Below are 16,382 nucleotides of genomic sequence, written 5' to 3'. Positions count from 1 at the left end.
AGCCTGCACACCCCTGGGGACGGGAGCGGTACGTCACACGTACCGAGGGCAAGCCCCAAGACCCCCGGACGGGCTCAGAGTGGGCCCCTCCGGCGGATTGAGGCGCTGGGGGTCCCCCACGCCCGCAGGGCGTAGGGGGCTGGTCCGGGGGCGGAGCCCCCCGGGAACAGCCGTCAACCCGGGCCCCGTTACGCAGGCGTCGCCGTCAGCGCGTCCGTCAGCAGCGGGGCCACCAGCTCGATCTGCCACGCGCGTGCGCCATGCCCCGCCAGCGCCTCCGACACCGCCTCCAGCGTCGGCTCGAACGGCGGCTCCCAGCAGACCCGGCGCACCGTGTCGGGCGTGATCAGGTTCTCCTGCGGCATGCTCAGCTCCTCGGCGAGTGCGGAGACCGCCGCGCGCGCCGCGGAGAGGCGGGCCGCGGCCGCCGGGTCCTTGTCGGCCCAGGAGCGCGGCGGCGGCGGGCCGTTGAGCGGCTGGCCGGGCTGCGGGAGTTCGGCGTCGGCCAGTGCCCTGGCCCGGTCGACGGCCGCCTGCCACTGCTCCAGCTGACGCCGCCCCATCCGGTGGCCGAACCCGGGCAGCGCGGTCAGCGCGTGCACAGTCGCCGGCACGGTAAGCGCCGCCTCGACGATCGCGGCGTCGCTCAGCACCTTGCCCGGCGATACATCGCGTCGCTGCGCCACCTTGTCGCGGGCCGTCCACAGCTCCCGTACGACCGCCATCTGACGGCGACGGCGCACCTTGTGCATCCCGGACGTACGACGCCAGGGGTCCTTGCGCGGGGGCGGCGGCGGGGCCGAGGCGATCGCCTCGAACTCCTGGCGGGCCCACTCCAGCTTGCCCTGCCGGTCCAGCTCCTTCTCCAGCGCGTCGCGCAGATCGATCAGCAGCTCCACGTCGAGCGCGGCATAGCGCAGCCACGGCTCGGGAAGCGGACGGGTGGACCAGTCGACCGCCGAGTGGCCCTTCTCCAGGGCGTACCCGAGGACGGACTCCACCATCGCGCCGAGCCCCACCCGCGGAAAGCCCGCGAGCCGCCCGGCCAGCTCGGTGTCGAAGAGCCGGGTGGGGACCATGCCTATTTCGCGCAGGCACGGCAGGTCCTGGGTGGCCGCGTGCAGGATCCACTCCGTACCGGCGAGGGCTTCGCCGAGCCCGGACAGGTCGGGGCAGCCGACCGGATCGATGAGCGCGCTGCCTGCGCCCTCGCGGCGCAGCTGTACGAGATAGGCCCGCTGCCCGTAGCGATAACCGGAGGCACGCTCGGCGTCAACGGCGACGGGGCCGCTGCCGGCGGCGAAGGCGGCGATCACTTCGGCAAGCGCGTCGTCGTCGGCGACCACCGGCGGAATGCCTTCACGGGGCTCCAACAAAGGGATCGGCGCCGATTCGACGTCGTCCGGGGGAGCGCCCCCGGTGGTTCGCAGTGCGGTCTCTGCTGCGGTCTCTTGGGCGTCGGTCACGTGTCAAGGGTATCCGTGAACTGACGGCGCCCGTCGACGGAACGTTCCGTCGACGGGCGCGAATGGGCAGGGGAACGATTCAGTGGATGATGCCGGTGCGCAGGGCGACGGCCACCATCCCGGCGCGGTCGCCCGTGCCGAGCTTGCGTGCGATACGGGCGAGGTGGCTCTTGACGGTCAGCGCGGACAGGCCCATCGAGACGCCGATCGCCTTGTTGGACTGGCCCTCCGCAACCAGACGGAGCACCTCGACCTCACGGCCGGAGAGCTCGCGGTAGCCGCCCGGGTGGCTCGGGGCACCCGGGGGGCGGCGGTGCATCCGGCCGGCCGCGGCGCCGATGGGGGCGGCGCCGGGACGGGTCGGGTGTCCGATGTTCGTACGCGTGCCGGTGACGACATAACCCTTGACGCCGCCCGCGAGTGCGTTGCGAACGGCGCCGATGTCGTCGGCCGCGGAGAGGGCGAGGCCGTTGGGCCAGCCCGCGGCTCGGGTCTCGGACAGCAGGGTCAGCCCGGAACCGTCGGGCAGGTGGACGTCGGCAACGCAGATGTCGCGCGGGTTGCCGACGCGGGGACGGGCCTCCGCGATGGACGAAGCCTCGATGACGTCACGTACTCCGAGTGCCCACAGGTGGCGGGTGACGGTGGAGCGGACGCGCGGGTCGGCCACGACGACCATGGCCGTCGGCTTGTTCGGGCGGTAGGCGACCAGGCTTGCGGGCTGCTCGAGAAGAACGGACACCAGGCCTCCTGGGGGGAAGGTGCGGGACGGAGCCGGCTCGGGGAAAGCCGGGGGCGAACCGTGCAGTTAGGGTCACAGACCTCTTCGGCAGCGAACCCGCCCGCCTTTAGAGAATGATCACGATTTGGTTAGTAACAATTGGGGCAATTAGGACGCGTGATCGATCATCCTACGAACGAGCTGTCTGGCGGACGCGCGCGAGGCGCGCCGACGGGCGTGCGCGCCCGCGTGCGCGCGGCGGCCGAGGTGGCCGCGACCGGGCGACCGCGGTCGACGGCGTTCCCCCGCTCAGTCTCCCCGTTGTTGCCCCGGGTCTTCGGTCACGGACGCTGCGGACCCCGCCGCTGCGGAAGCGAGACCACACCCGTCCCCGCGTCCGCAGGACCGGCCGGCGACGGCGGCAGCCCCGCGATCTGACAGAGCAGATCGCACCAGGCCGCAAGGTGCGCGGCCGAGTCGGGAACCCCACCCCGGCCCTCGCGCGGCGTCCATGACGCCCGGATCTCGATCTGCGTCGCCGGGCGGCGCTCGGCGAGTCCACCGAAATAGTGAGACCCCGCGCGGGTGACGGTGCCGCTCGGCTCCCCGTACGAAAGACCGCGCGCCTCCAGCGCGCCCGTCAGCCAGGACCAGCAGACCTCGGGAAGCAGTGGATCGGCCGCCATCTCCGGCTCCAGCTCCGCGCGCACCAGCGTCACCAGCCGGAAGGTGCCCTGCCAGGCCTCATGACCGGCCGGATCGTGCAGCAGCACCAGACGCCCGTCCGCCAGATCGTCGTCACCGTCGACGACCGCTGCCTCAAGGGCGTACGCATGCGGGGCGAGCCGTTGCGGCGGGCGCGTAGGGTCCACCTCGATCTCCGGGCGCAACCGCGCTGCCCGCAGCGCCTCGACCGCCAGCCGGAACGCGCGCGGGACGGTATTCCCCTCCGCGCTGTCCGTGTCCTCAGCGCCGTTGGAATGATCGGAAAAATGTCCCTGAGCCGCAGCCATGCGGGGAAGAGTAGGCGGAACGGGGGCTTCGCGCAGGGAGGGACACCCGGCCCGGGGCGGCCACTTCAGGTGTACGTGCGAAGATTCTGGACGTGAGCGCGAACGACAGCCCAACGGGCCAGCCGACAAAGACGTACGACTCCGCCTTCATGAAGGCGTGCAGGCGTGAACCGGTGTCGCACACGCCGGTCTGGTTCATGCGTCAGGCGGGGCGCTCACTGCCCGAGTACCTCAAGGTCCGCGAGGGCATCCCGATGCTCGAGTCCTGCATGCGGCCCGAGCTCGTCACCGAGATCACGCTCCAGCCGGTGCGCCGGCACAAGGTCGACGCCGCGATCTACTTCAGCGACATCGTCGTACCGCTCAAGGCCATCGGCATCGACCTCGACATCAAGCCGGGCGTCGGCCCGGTCGTCGCCGAGCCGATCCGCAGCCGCGCCGACCTGGCGCGCCTGCGAGATCTGACGCCCGGGGACGTCTCGTACGTCACCGAGGCCATCGGGATGCTCACCGGAGAGCTGGGCCCCACGCCGCTCATCGGTTTCGCGGGCGCGCCCTTCACCCTCGCGAGCTACCTCGTCGAGGGCGGCCCCTCGCGCAACCACGAGCACACCAAGGCACTGATGTACGGCGACCCGCAGCTCTGGGCCGACCTGCTCGACCGGCTCGCCGAGATCACCTCCGCCTTCCTCAAGGTGCAGATCGAGGCGGGCGCGAGCGCCGTCCAGCTCTTCGACTCGTGGGTGGGTGCGCTGGCCCCCGCCGACTACCGCCGCTCGGTGCTGCCCGCCTCCGCCAAGGTCTTCGACGCGGTGGCCTCGTACGGAGTGCCGCGCATCCACTTCGGCGTGGGGACCGGCGAACTGCTCGGCCCGATGGGCGAGGCGGGCGCGGACGTCGTCGGCGTCGACTGGCGCGTTCCGCTGGACGAGGCCGCGCGCCGGGTCGGCCCGGGCAAGGCGCTCCAGGGCAACCTGGACCCGGCGGTCCTCTTCTCCTCGACCCGGGCGGTTCAGGCCAAGACCCGCGAGGTGCTGGACGCCGCGGCCGGGCTCGAGGGGCACATCTTCAACCTGGGCCACGGCGTCCTGCCGACGACCGACCCGGACGCGCTGACGCGTCTCGTCGAGTACGTCCACGCGCAGACCGCGCGCTGAGGGGCCAACCACTGGGGGGCGGTGCCCCGCAACGCGCATGCCGGTGGCAGGGTGCACAGAAAATTTACGACCCCTGATGAAACGCCGCGGGTGGGTCAGGCCGTCAAGTAAGTGAAGGAATGACCACGGGAGGGAGCCGCGTGCGGGGCTTGTTGGGACGGGGAATCGTGAAGCGGGCCACAAAAGAGGTAACGGGGGCGAACCCTTGCACGTGCAAGACTCCCCGACACTGACGCTGCCCCGTGTGCGGCCTGCGCCGGCGCCGGCTCCCACCACGGCGCCCCGGCGCGTCGGCCGGTTGTCCGCTCTGGACGGCATGCGGTTGCTGGCCGCGCTGATGGTGGTGGCCTACCACTACATGGCGCTCTACGGGGGCTGGACGACCCGCGGGGAAGCACTCTTCCCGGGCGCGTTCCCCTATACCGCCTACGGCTGGCTGGGCGTCGAGCTCTTCTTCCTGATAAGCGGCTTCGTCATATGCATGAGCTGCTGGGGCAGGTCGCTGGGGGACTTCTTCGTCTCCCGGGTGAGCCGGCTGTACCCCGCCTACTGGTTCGCCGTCCTGGCCACCACCGCCGTACTGCTGCTCATACCCGGTGGCGGGAATCCGCTGCCCGTGGCGGACGTGCTGACCAACCTCACCATGCTTGAGGAGCCGCTCGGCGTCCGCAAGGTCGACGGGGTGTACTGGACGCTCTTCGCCGAACTGCGCTTCTATCTCCTGTTCGCGCTGATGGCGTGGCGGGGCCTGACCTACCGACGCGTGCTGGCCTTCTGCAGCGTCTGGGCCGCGGCGGGCATGCTCTTCGCCAAGTCAGACGACTCGGTGGTCCGGCTGCTGATCATGCCGGACTACTGCTGGTACTTCATCGCCGGAATGGCCTTCTTCCTGATGTACCGCTTCCGGCCCAGCCTGCTGCTCACCGGCATTGTGCTGGTGTGCTTCGGAGCGGCCCTGCCCTCCGCGCACGACACCTGGAGCCGAAGCCTCGGCTACTTCAAGCAGAGCATCCCCTTCTGGCCGGTCGTCGCCGTCCTTGCCGTCTGCTTCGGAGTGATGGCCCTGGTCGCGACCGGGAAGCTGGACTGGATGAAGTGGCGCTGGCTGCCGTACGCCGGGGCGATCACCTACCCGCTCTACCTGCTGCACCAGTACGCCGGCTGGGAGCTCATCAGAGCGCTGGGACACCGGCTGCCGCCGTACACCGTGCTCGCGCTGGTGACCGGAGGCATGCTGGTGGCCTCCTGGCTGCTGCACCGGCTGATCGAACGACCGGTGAGCCGGCTGCTGCGCCGTCGGCTCACCGGCGCGCTGTCCGAGGCGACCGCGCGCGGCGAGAGACGGCTGGGCCCGGCGGGGCGCTGACCTGCTCTTCCCCCCTGCCCGTAACTCGGGCTGCCGCAGTTACCCGTGGACCGCCCTCGTCGCCCTGCGCGCAGCCACCAGTACCGGGTCCCAGACCGGCGAGAACGGCGGCGCGTAGCCGAGGTCCAGCGCCGTCATCTGCTCCACCGTCATGCCTGCGGTCAGGGCGACGGCCGCGATGTCCACCCGCTTCGCGGAGCCTTCGCGGCCGACGATCTGGACGCCAAGCAGCCGGCCCGTACGCCGCTCCGCGAGCATCTTCACCGTCATCAGGGCGGCACCGGGGTAGTAGCCGGCGCTGTTCGTCGACTCGATGGTGGCGGTGACGTACTGCAGGCCCACCTCGCGGGCGTCCTTCTCGCGCAGCCCGGTGCGGGCGATCTCCAGCTCGCAGACCTTGCTGACGGCGGTGCCCACGACGCCCGGGAAGGTGCCGTAGCCGCCGCCCACGTTCGCGCCGATGACCTGGCCGTGTTTATTGGCGTGCGTGCCCAGTGGAACATGGCGCTCGCGGCCGGAGACCAGGTCGAGTACCTCCACACAGTCGCCGCCCGCCCAGATGTTCTCGTGCCCGCGCACCCGCATCGCGAGGTCGGTGAGCAGCCCGCCGTACACCCCGAGAGGCAGACCGGCGGCGTCGGCGAGGGTGGTCTCCGGCTCCACACCGATGCCGAGGACCACGACGTCCGCCGGGTACTCCGCGTCCTCGGTCGCCACCGCGCGGACCCGGCCGTCCTCGGCGGTGAGGATCTTGGTGACCTCGGCGCCGGTGACCGTCGTGATGCCGAGGCCGTCCATCGCCTCGTGCACCAGGCGGCCCATGTCCGGGTCGAGGGTGGCCATCGGCTGTTCGCCGCGGTTGAGGACGGTCACCTCGTAGCCGCGCTTCAGCATCGCCTCGGCCATCTCGACGCCGATGTAGCCCGCGCCCACGACGACCGCGCGCCGGCCCTGCGTACGCGCCAGGCTGTCAAGCAGCGCCTGGCCGTCGTCGAGCGTCTGCACACCGTGCACGCCCGGCGCGTCCATGCCCGGCAGCGGCGGACGGACCGGTCGCGCGCCGGTCGCGATCACCAGCTTGTCGTAGCCCGTCCACGTCTCGTCGCCGCTCTCCAGGTCGCGGGAGCGCACCCGGCCGCGCGCGGTGTCGATCTCCGTCACCTCCGTGCGCATGCGGAGGTCGATCACGCGCTCGCGGTGCTCGGCAGGCGTACGGGCGATCAGATCGTCGCGCTCGGGCACGTCGCCGCCCACCCAGTACGGAATCCCGCAGGCGGAGTACGAGCTGAAGTGGCTGCGCTCGAACGCGACGATCTCCAGCTCGTCCGGGCCCTTGAGCCTGCGTGCCTGCGATGCGGCGGACATGCCCGCCGCATCGCCCCCGATGACCACCAGTCGCTCTGCTCCCATGGGGAACACGCTACGGGGGAGCGGCCGTTCAGTCCTGCTCGGGACCCGGTGCGGGGGCCGGCGCCGCAGCTGCGACCCGGCGCTTCGGCAGCCGGGGCCGCAGCACCCAGCGCCACAGCGCGTACAGCGCGGCGATGACCGCGGCGAACGGCGCCACCGCGCCTATCGCCACCGCGATCCACCGGCCGGTCGCCAGCAGTGCGTCCCAGCCGCCGCCCAGCGCGTCCAGGAAGCCCGGACCGTCGTCCTCCTTCGTGTGGCCCTTGTTCTCGCTCTCGGAGAGCGACAGGGTGATCGTCGCCAGCGTCGTACGGTCCTTGAGCGCCGCCTGCTGCGCCAGCAGCGACTCCAACTGCGCCTGGCGGCTGCTCAGTTGACCCTCCAGGGTGACGACGTCGCTGAGCTTGTCCGCCCGGTCCATCAGCGCCCGCACCCGGGCCACGCTCGCCCGCTGCGTCGCGATACGGCTCTCCACATCGACGACCTGGTCGGTCACGTCCTTGGCGTCCGCCTTGCGGGAGATCAGTTTTCCGGCGCCCGCCAGCTCGGCAAGGACCACGTCGTACTTCTCCTGCGGGACGCGCAGCACGATTCGCGAGGTCACGTGGGTGTCGTCGAGCCGCTCGGTGGACTCGTTGGAGACATGGCCGCCCGCGGTCTCGGCCGTCCTGCGCGCCGCGGCGAGAGCCTTCGAGCCGTCCTTGACCTCCACCTCGAGCTCGGCGGTGCGGATGATGTGAGTCGGCAGCAGCGGCTGCTTCGGCGGTGTCTGCCGCGCGCCGGAGTTCTGGTCGGCGGCGTAGCCGGAGCCCGCGCCGCCCTCCATGGCGGGCTTCGCGGCGCTCTTGGCGTCCGCGGTGGACTGGGCGTCGTCCGCACTGCAGCCGGCGAGGGCGAGTGAGGCGGTGAGAAACAGCGCTGCGACCGTACGACGTGCACGCATACAGGCCCCCCGGGGACAGGTGGTGAGTGTTGCCGGTTCGACGTACGAGTCCACGGCGTGGGTTGCCGACTTTCGATCCCGAAGCGGTCACGGTCAGGACTCGGTACGGGGTTTGAGAGAGTTGGCGCATGAACGCGGACACACGTACGGGTCATGTCGTCGTCATCGGCGGCGGCATCGCCGGCCTCGCGGCCGCCCACCGGCTGGTCTCCGCAGGGGTGCGTGTCACCCTGCTGGAGGCCACCGACCGCCTCGGCGGCAAACTTCAGGCAGGCGAGATCGAGGGCGCCCCCGTCGACCTCGGCGCCGAGTCGATGCTCGCCCGGCGCCCGGAGGGCGTCGAACTGGCCCGCGCCGTCGGCCTCGCCGACCGGCTCCAGCCGCCCGCCGCCACCACCGCGTCGGTCTGGACGCGCGACGCCCTGCGCCCCATGCCCAAGGGGCACGTCATGGGCGTGCCTGCCGACCCGGCGGCGCTCGCCGGACTGATCTCGCCGGAGGGCGTCGCCCGCATCGAGCAGGAGCGCGACCTCCCGCCGGCCGAGCTCGGCGACGACGTCGCGGTCGGCGCGTATGTCGCGGAGCGCCTCGGCCGCGAGGTCGTCGACCGGCTGGTGGAGCCGTTGCTCGGCGGGGTGTACGCGGGCGACGCCTACCGCATCTCGATGCGCGCCGCCGTCCCCAAGCTCTTCGAGGCGGCGAAGACCCATGACTCGCTGCTCGCGGGAGTACGTGACATCCAGGCGCAGGCCGCCGCCGAGCCGCAGAGCGCCGGGCCCGTCTTCATGGGCATCGAGGGTGGCATCGGCGTGCTGCCGGGCGCCGTCGCCGACGCCGTACGCGAACGGGGCGGCGAGATCCTCATGGAGACGCCCGTCCTCGGTCTCACCCGCGGCGCCGACGGCTGGCAGATCCGCACCGACCAGCTCGTCATCGCCGCCGACGGCGTGGTGCTCGCGGCCCCCACCTGGTCCGCCGCCGCGTTGCTGGCCGCCGAGTGTCCGGCCGCGGCGGCCGAGCTCGGCCAGGTCGAGTACGCCTCGATGGCGCTGGTCACGATGGCCTTCCGGCGCAGCGACCTGGCCGGGATGCCGGACGCCAGCGGGTTCCTGGTACCGCCCGTGGACGGCCGCACCATCAAGGCGTCCACGTTCTCGACCCGGAAGTGGGGCTGGGTCGACAAGAGCGCGTCCGGCCTCTTCGTACTGCGCACCTCGATCGGGCGCTACGGCGAGGAGGAGTGGCTGCACCGCGAGGACAGCGAGCTCGTCGGCGTATCGCTGAGCGACCTCGGTGCGGCCACCGGGCTCGCGGCCAGACCCGTGGCCACCGAGGTGACACGGTGGATCGGCGGGCTGCCGCAGTACCCCGTCGGGCATCTCGCCCGGGTCGCCCGGATCCGTGACGAGGTCGCCAAACTCCCCGGTCTCAGGGTCTGCGGGGCCGCGTACGACGGCGTCGGCATCCCCGCCTGCATCGCGAGCGCGCGGCGCGCGGCCGACGAGATCATCGCCACGGCCACCCTGGTGCGGGGCACCGGGGACGACGCGGGAGAATAGCCTCATGAGTGCGCCCGAAAAGATTCCGAACGCAGGCAAGAAGGCCAAGGACCTCAACGAGGTCATCCGGTACACCCTGTGGTCCGTCTTCAAGCTGCGCGACGTGCTGCCCGAGGACCGGGCCGGTTACGCCGACGAGGTCCAGGAGCTGTTCGACCAGCTCGCCGCCAAGGACGTCACCGTGCGTGGTACGTACGACGTCTCGGGGCTGCGCGCCGACGCCGACCTCATGATCTGGTGGCACGCCGAGACCGCGGACGAGCTGCAGGAGGCGTACAACCTCTTCCGCCGCACCAAGCTGGGGCGCGCGCTCGAGCCGGTCTGGTCGAACATGGCGCTGCACCGCCCCGCCGAGTTCAACAAGTCGCACATCCCGGCCTTCCTGGCCGACGAGACGCCGCGCAACTATGTCTCGGTCTACCCCTTTGTGCGCTCCTACGACTGGTACCTGCTGCCCGACGAGGACCGCCGGCGGATGCTGGCCGACCACGGCAAGATGGCGCGCGGCTACCCGGACGTGCGGGCCAACACGGTGGCGTCGTTCTCGCTCGGCGACTACGAGTGGATCCTGGCCTTCGAGGCGGACGAGCTGTACCGCATCGTCGACCTCATGCGCCATCTGCGCGCCTCCGAGGCGCGTATGCACGTCCGCGAAGAGGTCCCGTTCTACACGGGGCGGCGCAGGTCGGTTGCGGAGCTGGTGGCGGGGCTCGCCTGAGCGACTCCCGGCCGGGGGTCCGGGGGTTGTCCCCCGGGGGATGCAGCACCGGGCGGCGCAGGTCGGTTGCGGAGCTGGTGGCGCGGCTCGCCTGAGCCACGAAAAGCCTGACGGCCGGGTCCGCGCAGTGCGGACCCGGCCGTCCCCGACCCGGAAGATCAGACGGTGTGCGGCAGCTTCGGCCGAGCCGCACGCCGGTCCAGCGACACCGGGTCCGGCTCCGGGTGCGGCGCGCATGCAGCGCGCCGCACCGGCGTCTCACCGCGCAGCAGATAGTTCTCCAGGTAGGCGTTGACGCACTCGTTGCTGCCGCCGCCGATGCCGTGCGTGCCGGCGTCCTCCTCCGTGATCAGCACGGAACCCTTCAGCCGGTGGGCCAGCTCGAGCGCCCCTTTGTACGGCGTCGCCGCGTCCCGCTCGGCAGCCAGGATCAACGTCCGCGGCAGCGCACCCTTCTTCGTACGGACGTCCAGCGGCTGCTGCCGGGGCGCGGGCCAGAAGGCGCACGGCAGATTCATCCAGGCGTTGTCCCAGGTCTCGAACGGCGCCCGGCGCGCGAGCTTGGTGTTGTCGTGGTCCCAGATCTCCCACGCGGTGGGCCAGGGCGCGTCGTTGCACTCGACCGCGGTGTAGACGGCGTTGCCGTTCTCCGCTTCCGGTGCCTCCTCCGGCCGCGGCGCGGCCTGCGCGATCAGCGGCTTCTCATTGCCCTTCAGATACTCGGTGAGCGCGGTGGCCCGCGACACCCAGTAGTCGTCGTAGTAGCCGGCGCCCAGGAAGGCCGCGTGCAGCTGGCCCGGACCGACCGTGCCGCCCGCCGGCTTCAGCGCGAGCTGTGCCCGCGCCTTCTCGTAGCTGCTCGCCACCGCCTCGGCCGTCGCGCCCAGGTGGAACGTCTTGTCGTGCTTGGCGACCCAGGTGCGGAAGTCCGCCCAGCGCCTCTCGAAGAAGAGCGACTGGTCGAGATTGTTGCGGTACCAGACGCGGCCCGGCTCGGGGTTCACCGCCGAGTCGAAGACCATGCGGCGCACATGCGAGGGGAAGAGGGTTGCGTACAGAGCCCCGAAGTAGGTTCCGTACGAGGCGCCCATGAAGGTCAGCCGCTGCTGGCCGAGAGCCGCGCGGAGCACATCGAGGTCGCGGGCGTTGTTGAGCGAGGTGTAGTGGCGCAGCGCCGGACCCGCGGTGCGCGCGCAGCCCTGCGCGTACGCCTTCGCCTGCGCGATCCGCTCCAGCTTGTACGAGGACGACGGATACACCGGAGCCAGGGTCGGCGCCTTGGCGAAGTCGGCCGGGTCCTGGCAGGACAGCGGGGCGGAGCGGGCGACGCCGCGCGGCGAGTAGCCCACGATGTCGTAGGCCCGGGCAATCCGGCTCCACTCGGGGAGCTGCGCGGCGAGCGGGAAGCTCATGCTGGAGGCGCCGGGGCCGCCGGGGTTGTAGACGAACGCGCCCTGGTACTCGGCCGGCTTGCCGCTCGCCTTCACCCGGCTGACGGTCAGGGAGATCTGACGGCCCGACGGATCGGCGTAGTCGAGCGGGACCTCGACCGAGCCGCACTGGATGGGAGAGGGCAGCATCTCTGTTTTGGGGCAGTTGCCGAATGTGATGCCCGCGGCGGCGGCGCGCTCGGCGGCGACGGCGGTGCCGTGCGACTGGGCGTTCGCGTTGGTCGTGCCGCCGGCGGGCGCGACGGCCAGGGCGGAGATGACCAAGGAACTGAGGCTCGTCACGGCCCCGTACATCGCAACTGCTCTCATCGGGTTCCCTTCGTGCGCACGGCGGCCGTATGGCCACAGGACAAAGGGATCCTTGGCGGATCAGTTGATCATGTAAAGGACAAATGTCCGGTGTCGAAGTCAATGACTCCGATGCGCCATGCGCGCCCTGCGGCCGCTGGCGAGTGCCGCTCGCAGGTGCGGATCGTCGAGGGCGGCGACGCCGCGCAGCGCGACGGCGGTGAGCGTGCCCCGGGTGGTGGAGAGCGTGCCGAGGAGGCGCTGGCCGTCGGGTGAGGCCCAGCGGGAGTACGGATGTACCTCGATCCGCGCGATGGCCAGACAGCCCAGGGTGAGGAGGAGGGGAAGCGCGAACCAGCCGAGGAGCGGTGCGTTCGCGCTCTGCTCCAGTGGGAGGAGCAGCGCGGCGGCCGCGAGCGCGACGGTGAGCGCGGCCGCGCCCTGTACGGCACGCACGGCGGAGGCCACCGAGGCCCTGGCAGGGTCCGGGACGGCGAGCCCGGCGCTGACGAGCCGGTCGGCCAGGGCCCGTACCGCGTCGGCGGCGGATGCGGCGGCCCGTACGGCACCTATCCGGGCCTGACCCGCGGGCCCTATCGCGCCGATGACCGAGCGCTCCAGGTCGTCCTCGCCGTCCGGGACGACGACCGTGGCCCAGCCGGTGTGCGCGAGCAGCAGCGTGCGGCGGCGGTGCATCGAGACGAGGGTGAGCTCGGTGACCCGGTGCGGGCCGCCGGCCAGGAAGGCCGCTTCGTACAGGTTCAACTGCCGCTCGTGCACCGACCCTTCGGGTGGGCCGGGGCGAGCGGCTTCGGCGGCGGCGAGGCAGAGCCGGGCGCAGCTGATGCCCGCCGCGACCCAGGCCACCAGCAGTAAGGGAACCCAGAGCATGGCCGAGTTCTACGCGAGATGTCCGCACCAGTGCCATGGGCTGTTCACCATGCGGACCGTGGCGTTATGGGTTCGTGACGCCGGCGCGGGGGCGGGAGGCCGCGGGCGGCAACGAGAAGGAGGGGGCCGGGGTGGGTGTGACGGCGTCGGCGGGCGACGGCGTCACCCCCGGTACGGGCGGCGGCGGTCCGGTGGGGCTCGCGGTCCCGGTGCCGGCCGCCTGGGCCGCGATGGCGTCGAAGTCGACGAGCCCGGTCGCCTCCAGGATCTTGATGTGGTCGAGCACAGTGGTGTTGGCGTCGTCGGCGAGAGCGCGCACGAGCGTGTTGCGGGTGCTGTTGCGGATGTCGGCGACGAGCGAGAAGACCTTGCCGTGGGCGCGGCGCAGGACATTGGCGAACTTGGTCTCGTATTCCTGGCCGCGCGCGGCGGAGAACTCCCTGAGCCAGCCCTGCTGTTGGGTGTTCGGCTGGTTGGGCAGCTCCATGTTGAGCCGGGCCGCGACCTCGCGGACGCGGGCGTCGAGGTAGGTGTGCCCCTCGACGAGATGCTCACCGGCCGCCTTGATCGCGACCGTGGGGGCGCGGCCCACGGCCTGCTGGCCCGCGGGGAGTTCCCACAGGCCGGCGAGTCTGACACGGACGATGAAGTCCCGGTCGGCGGCGGAGAGCGGGCCCCAGGGGGTGGGGACGGAACCGGCCCGGAGATTGGCCTGGGCGGTGCTGGAACGGTCGTCGTAGGACCAGATGGGGAACAGGATCGCGGCGATGGTCGCCGTCAGGGCGACGACGATCAGGCCGGTGCCGGCGAGGGAACGCATGGTGCCTCCTGCGTGCGGTCCGCACGCTAGTCGGCACCGGGGTGATCCTGTGGGCTGTTGGGCGAAGTACGGGGTCTAGGAGCTGCTGCCGCCACCGCAGCTGGATCCGCTGGAGCTGGAGCAGCTCGATCCACTCGACCCGCCGCAGCTCGATCCGGACGACCCGCCGCAGCTGGACCCGCTGGAGCAGCTCGATCCGGAGGAGCCGCCACAGCTGGATCCGGAGGAGCCGCCGCAGCTGGAGCTGCCGCAGCCGGATCCCGGGCTCGAGCCCGCGCACCACGCGGCGGTGGAGTCCGTGTACGACGACGAGGAGCTGTCGCCGGACACCGGGAATCGTGCCGCCGCGATCAGCTGCGCCTGGAGCGCGGGGTCCGGCACTCCGCGCAGACCGTGCGCGGCGACGAGATGGGCCGGCGAGAACACCTGGGCGTGCTGCACCCCGTACGAGCGCAGGGCGTCCCGCCCGGCCGGAGTGATCCGGCGCTTGGAGCGCTTCGCCATGGCGAAGCCGATCACGATGCCCGCGATCAGTGCGGGGAAGACCATGGCGAAGAACGGCGGGGAGAAGTCGTCCGCGCCGCCCACGGCGTCGTCGATGAAGGAGACGACGGTGAGAACGATGGAGACGGGGAACGCCAGCAGGCTCAGGATGCCCTGGGTCAGACCCCACACCGTCAGTGCGCGGTTCTGTCCCGGCGGCGTCATCAGCCCGCGAGCGGCGAGACCGTCGCCGACCTCCTGCACGGCGGGGTGGCGCATCACCGCGCGCCGCAGTGCGTGCAGTGCGCCCGTCGGCGCGGCGGCCAGCTGCTCGAACACGGCGCGTTCCACGGGGTCGTGGGCGAGGGCGTGGCGCACGGAGACGATGCCCGGGCCCCCGATGACCAGCCGGCCGTCCGCGTGCAGAGCGGCGAGCGCGGAGTCGGTGACGCGGGCGGGGCCGCCGCTGAGGAAGGCGGCCTCGTAGACGTGCTGGATCTGGGTGGTGGCGGGGTGGCGGGGGCGGGGTGAGGACGTGGCGGAGCGGATGATCAGGGCGGCGGACGAGGCGCCGATGGCGACATAGACGAGTACGGCGAGCAGGACCATCGGGGTTCACCTTCTGACGAGCGCGGCGCGGGCCGCGCGTACGATCCGTGCGGAGCGCCGCGGGGGGTGCGGGGCGGCGCGCTCCTCCCACCAACGGGTCAGCGCGCGCCGGGCACTGTCGTCCTCGGGACGCCCGGCGACAAGCAACTGCTCGGCGAAGTCGAGCGCGTCCTGGCGGTAACCGGCGCGCATGGGGCGGGTCTTGGCGTATCCGAGGAAGGCGTTCCGGTACCCCGTGCCGAGGATCTCGGGCAGCTCGGGGGCGACCTTGGCGACGACGTCGGCGCGCTTGGCGGCGAGGGCGCGGATCTGTACGCGCAGGCGCCCGGGATTGAAGCCTTCGGGGGCGGGGGTGCCGGCGACGAGAGCGGAGAGCAGCGCGGCCTGCGCGAGCGCGACCCGCTCGCGGGCACCGGGTGAGCTGTCCGCCGCCTCTCCCTGGACCTGGGGGCGGGCCTCCGGCCCCGCACTTGCGCCGGCTTCGCCGCGCGGTCCGCTGTCCGTGCCTTCAGCGGCGCGGGCTTCGCCGTGCGGGACAGCCGTCGGTGCGGTGCCGCGTGACCCCGCCGTCACCGTCTCGCGGATCGTACGCAGTTCCGTCGCCAGTTCGGCCGCGGGCGGGAAGTCGTCGTCCCGCTCCAGCAGGACGCCCGGCGGAGACACCCGCGACCGGAGTTCCCGCAGGACGTCGAGGACCGGCTCCGTCACCGGGTGGGCGTGCGTGTCGTGCCAGACGCCGTCGCGTTCGACACCGCCCGCGACGTGGACGTACGCGATCGCCTCGACCGGGAGTTCGTCCAGCGCCTTCGACGGGTCCTCGCCGAAGTTCACGTGGTTCGTGTGGAGGTTGGCCACGTCGATCAGCAGGCCGACGCCCGTCCGCTCGACCAGTTCCGCAAGGAACTGGCCCTGGGTGAGTTCCTCGTCCGGCCAGGAGATCAGCGCCGCGATGTTCTCCAGCGCCAGCGGCACCGGCAGCGAGTCCTGGGCGATGCGGACGTTCTCGCAGAGGACCTTCAGCGCGTCCCAGGTTCGGGGGACGGGGAGAAGGTGACCCGCCTCCAGTTGGGGGGACGCGGTGAGCACGCCTCCGGCACGTACGAACGCAATGTGTTCCGTGACCAGCGGCGCGTCCAGCGCCACCGCCCGCTCCGCCAGGTCCGCGAGCCGCTGCTGCGACGGGCGGTCCGCGCCGCCCAGGCCGAGCGAGACGCCGTGCGGTATGACGCGGGTGCCGCGGGAGCGCAGCCGGGCCAGCGCGGCGGGCAGATGGCCCGGGCAGATGTTCTCCGCGACGACCTCGACCCAGTCGACGCCTTGCAGCTCCTCGACCGCGTCCGCGATTTCGGGCCGCCAGCCGATGCCGATTCCGAGTTCCATGTGTCCCCTCCCCCTGCGCCGTGTGACGGTGCGTGCAGGGCTCATGGCCCCGCCGCACGGCGGTGAATCCAGGGGAGGGGACGTTCAGAGGTTGATTTGAGGTTCCG

General features: G+C 71.9%; 14 protein-coding genes. 4 read left to right on the top strand and 10 right to left on the bottom strand.

Annotated features, from left to right (window positions below):
• Positions 1-188: 188 nt before the first annotated feature.
• The 3 genes from OG729_RS09045 to OG729_RS09035 form a co-directional block, all read right to left on the bottom strand.
• On the bottom strand, positions 189-1,466 hold the full coding sequence (locus OG729_RS09045) for a ribonuclease D (RefSeq protein ID WP_360869344.1): 1,278 nt from the start codon (positions 1,464-1,466) through the stop codon (positions 189-191).
• Between the two features lie 79 nt (positions 1,467-1,545).
• Positions 1,546-2,208 carry a response regulator transcription factor gene (locus tag OG729_RS09040; RefSeq protein WP_108153209.1) on the bottom strand — a complete coding sequence of 221 codons (663 nt, stop codon included), beginning with the start codon at positions 2,206-2,208 and terminating at the stop codon, positions 1,546-1,548.
• A gap of 320 nt (positions 2,209-2,528) precedes the next feature.
• Positions 2,529-3,200 (bottom strand): DUF3000 domain-containing protein, encoded by a 672-nt coding sequence (locus OG729_RS09035; protein WP_360869342.1) that lies wholly within the window; start codon positions 3,198-3,200, stop codon positions 2,529-2,531.
• Between the two features lie 92 nt (positions 3,201-3,292).
• On the opposite strand from OG729_RS09035, the gene hemE reads away from it, so the two are divergent.
• Positions 3,293-4,357 (top strand): uroporphyrinogen decarboxylase, encoded by a 1,065-nt coding sequence (gene hemE / locus OG729_RS09030; RefSeq protein WP_405805412.1) that lies wholly within the window; start codon positions 3,293-3,295, stop codon positions 4,355-4,357.
• A gap of 244 nt (positions 4,358-4,601) precedes the next feature.
• Complete coding sequence (locus tag OG729_RS09025; protein WP_405805411.1) at positions 4,602-5,723, top strand: acyltransferase family protein; 1,122 nt, start codon at positions 4,602-4,604, stop codon at positions 5,721-5,723.
• A 39-nt stretch (positions 5,724-5,762) separates the two neighbouring features.
• Here the strand turns inward: OG729_RS09025 and OG729_RS09020 are convergent, their stop codons facing one another.
• Together OG729_RS09020 and OG729_RS09015 are read right to left on the bottom strand one after the other, a co-directional pair.
• Positions 5,763-7,133 carry an FAD-dependent oxidoreductase gene (locus OG729_RS09020; protein WP_405805409.1) on the bottom strand — a complete coding sequence of 457 codons (1,371 nt, stop codon included), beginning with the start codon at positions 7,131-7,133 and terminating at the stop codon, positions 5,763-5,765.
• Positions 7,134-7,161: 28 nt separating this feature from the next.
• Complete coding sequence (locus OG729_RS09015; RefSeq protein ID WP_405805407.1) at positions 7,162-8,076, bottom strand: DUF4349 domain-containing protein; 915 nt, start codon at positions 8,074-8,076, stop codon at positions 7,162-7,164.
• Positions 8,077-8,204: 128 nt separating this feature from the next.
• Here OG729_RS09015 and hemG point away from each other — a divergent pair, with 128 nt between their 5' ends.
• Together hemG and hemQ are read left to right on the top strand one after the other, a co-directional pair.
• On the top strand, positions 8,205-9,635 hold the full coding sequence (gene hemG / locus OG729_RS09010; protein ID WP_360869328.1) for a protoporphyrinogen oxidase: 1,431 nt from the start codon (positions 8,205-8,207) through the stop codon (positions 9,633-9,635).
• A gap of 4 nt (positions 9,636-9,639) precedes the next feature.
• Positions 9,640-10,353, top strand: a complete 714-nt coding sequence (gene hemQ, locus OG729_RS09005; protein WP_360869326.1) for a hydrogen peroxide-dependent heme synthase — start codon at positions 9,640-9,642, stop codon at positions 10,351-10,353.
• A gap of 158 nt (positions 10,354-10,511) precedes the next feature.
• Here hemQ and OG729_RS09000 read toward each other — a convergent pair whose 3' ends face one another.
• From OG729_RS09000 to OG729_RS08980, 5 genes are all read right to left on the bottom strand, one after another.
• The gene (locus OG729_RS09000) at positions 10,512-12,113 is read right to left on the bottom strand and encodes an alpha/beta hydrolase (protein WP_405805404.1); all 1,602 of its coding nucleotides are present in this window, start codon (positions 12,111-12,113) and stop codon (positions 10,512-10,514) included.
• A 99-nt stretch (positions 12,114-12,212) separates the two neighbouring features.
• Entirely contained in the window at positions 12,213-12,983 is a 771-nt protein-coding gene (locus tag OG729_RS08995; RefSeq protein WP_405805402.1) for a TIGR04222 domain-containing membrane protein, read from the bottom strand.
• 64 nt (positions 12,984-13,047) lie between these two features.
• Positions 13,048-13,803 (bottom strand): DUF4142 domain-containing protein, encoded by a 756-nt coding sequence (locus tag OG729_RS08990; RefSeq protein ID WP_405805401.1) that lies wholly within the window; start codon positions 13,801-13,803, stop codon positions 13,048-13,050.
• Positions 13,804-13,878: 75 nt separating this feature from the next.
• Positions 13,879-14,895, bottom strand: a complete 1,017-nt coding sequence (locus OG729_RS08985; RefSeq protein ID WP_405805399.1) for a TIGR04222 domain-containing membrane protein — start codon at positions 14,893-14,895, stop codon at positions 13,879-13,881.
• A 6-nt stretch (positions 14,896-14,901) separates the two neighbouring features.
• Positions 14,902-16,275 carry a DUF692 domain-containing protein gene (locus OG729_RS08980; protein ID WP_405805397.1) on the bottom strand — a complete coding sequence of 458 codons (1,374 nt, stop codon included), beginning with the start codon at positions 16,273-16,275 and terminating at the stop codon, positions 14,902-14,904.
• Positions 16,276-16,382 lie beyond the last annotated feature (107 nt).

This window comes from Streptomyces sp. NBC_00210 (assembly GCF_045160975.1).
GTDB lineage: Bacteria > Actinomycetota > Actinomycetes > Streptomycetales > Streptomycetaceae > Streptomyces.
This window is presented reverse-complemented; position numbering and strand designations above follow the sequence as displayed.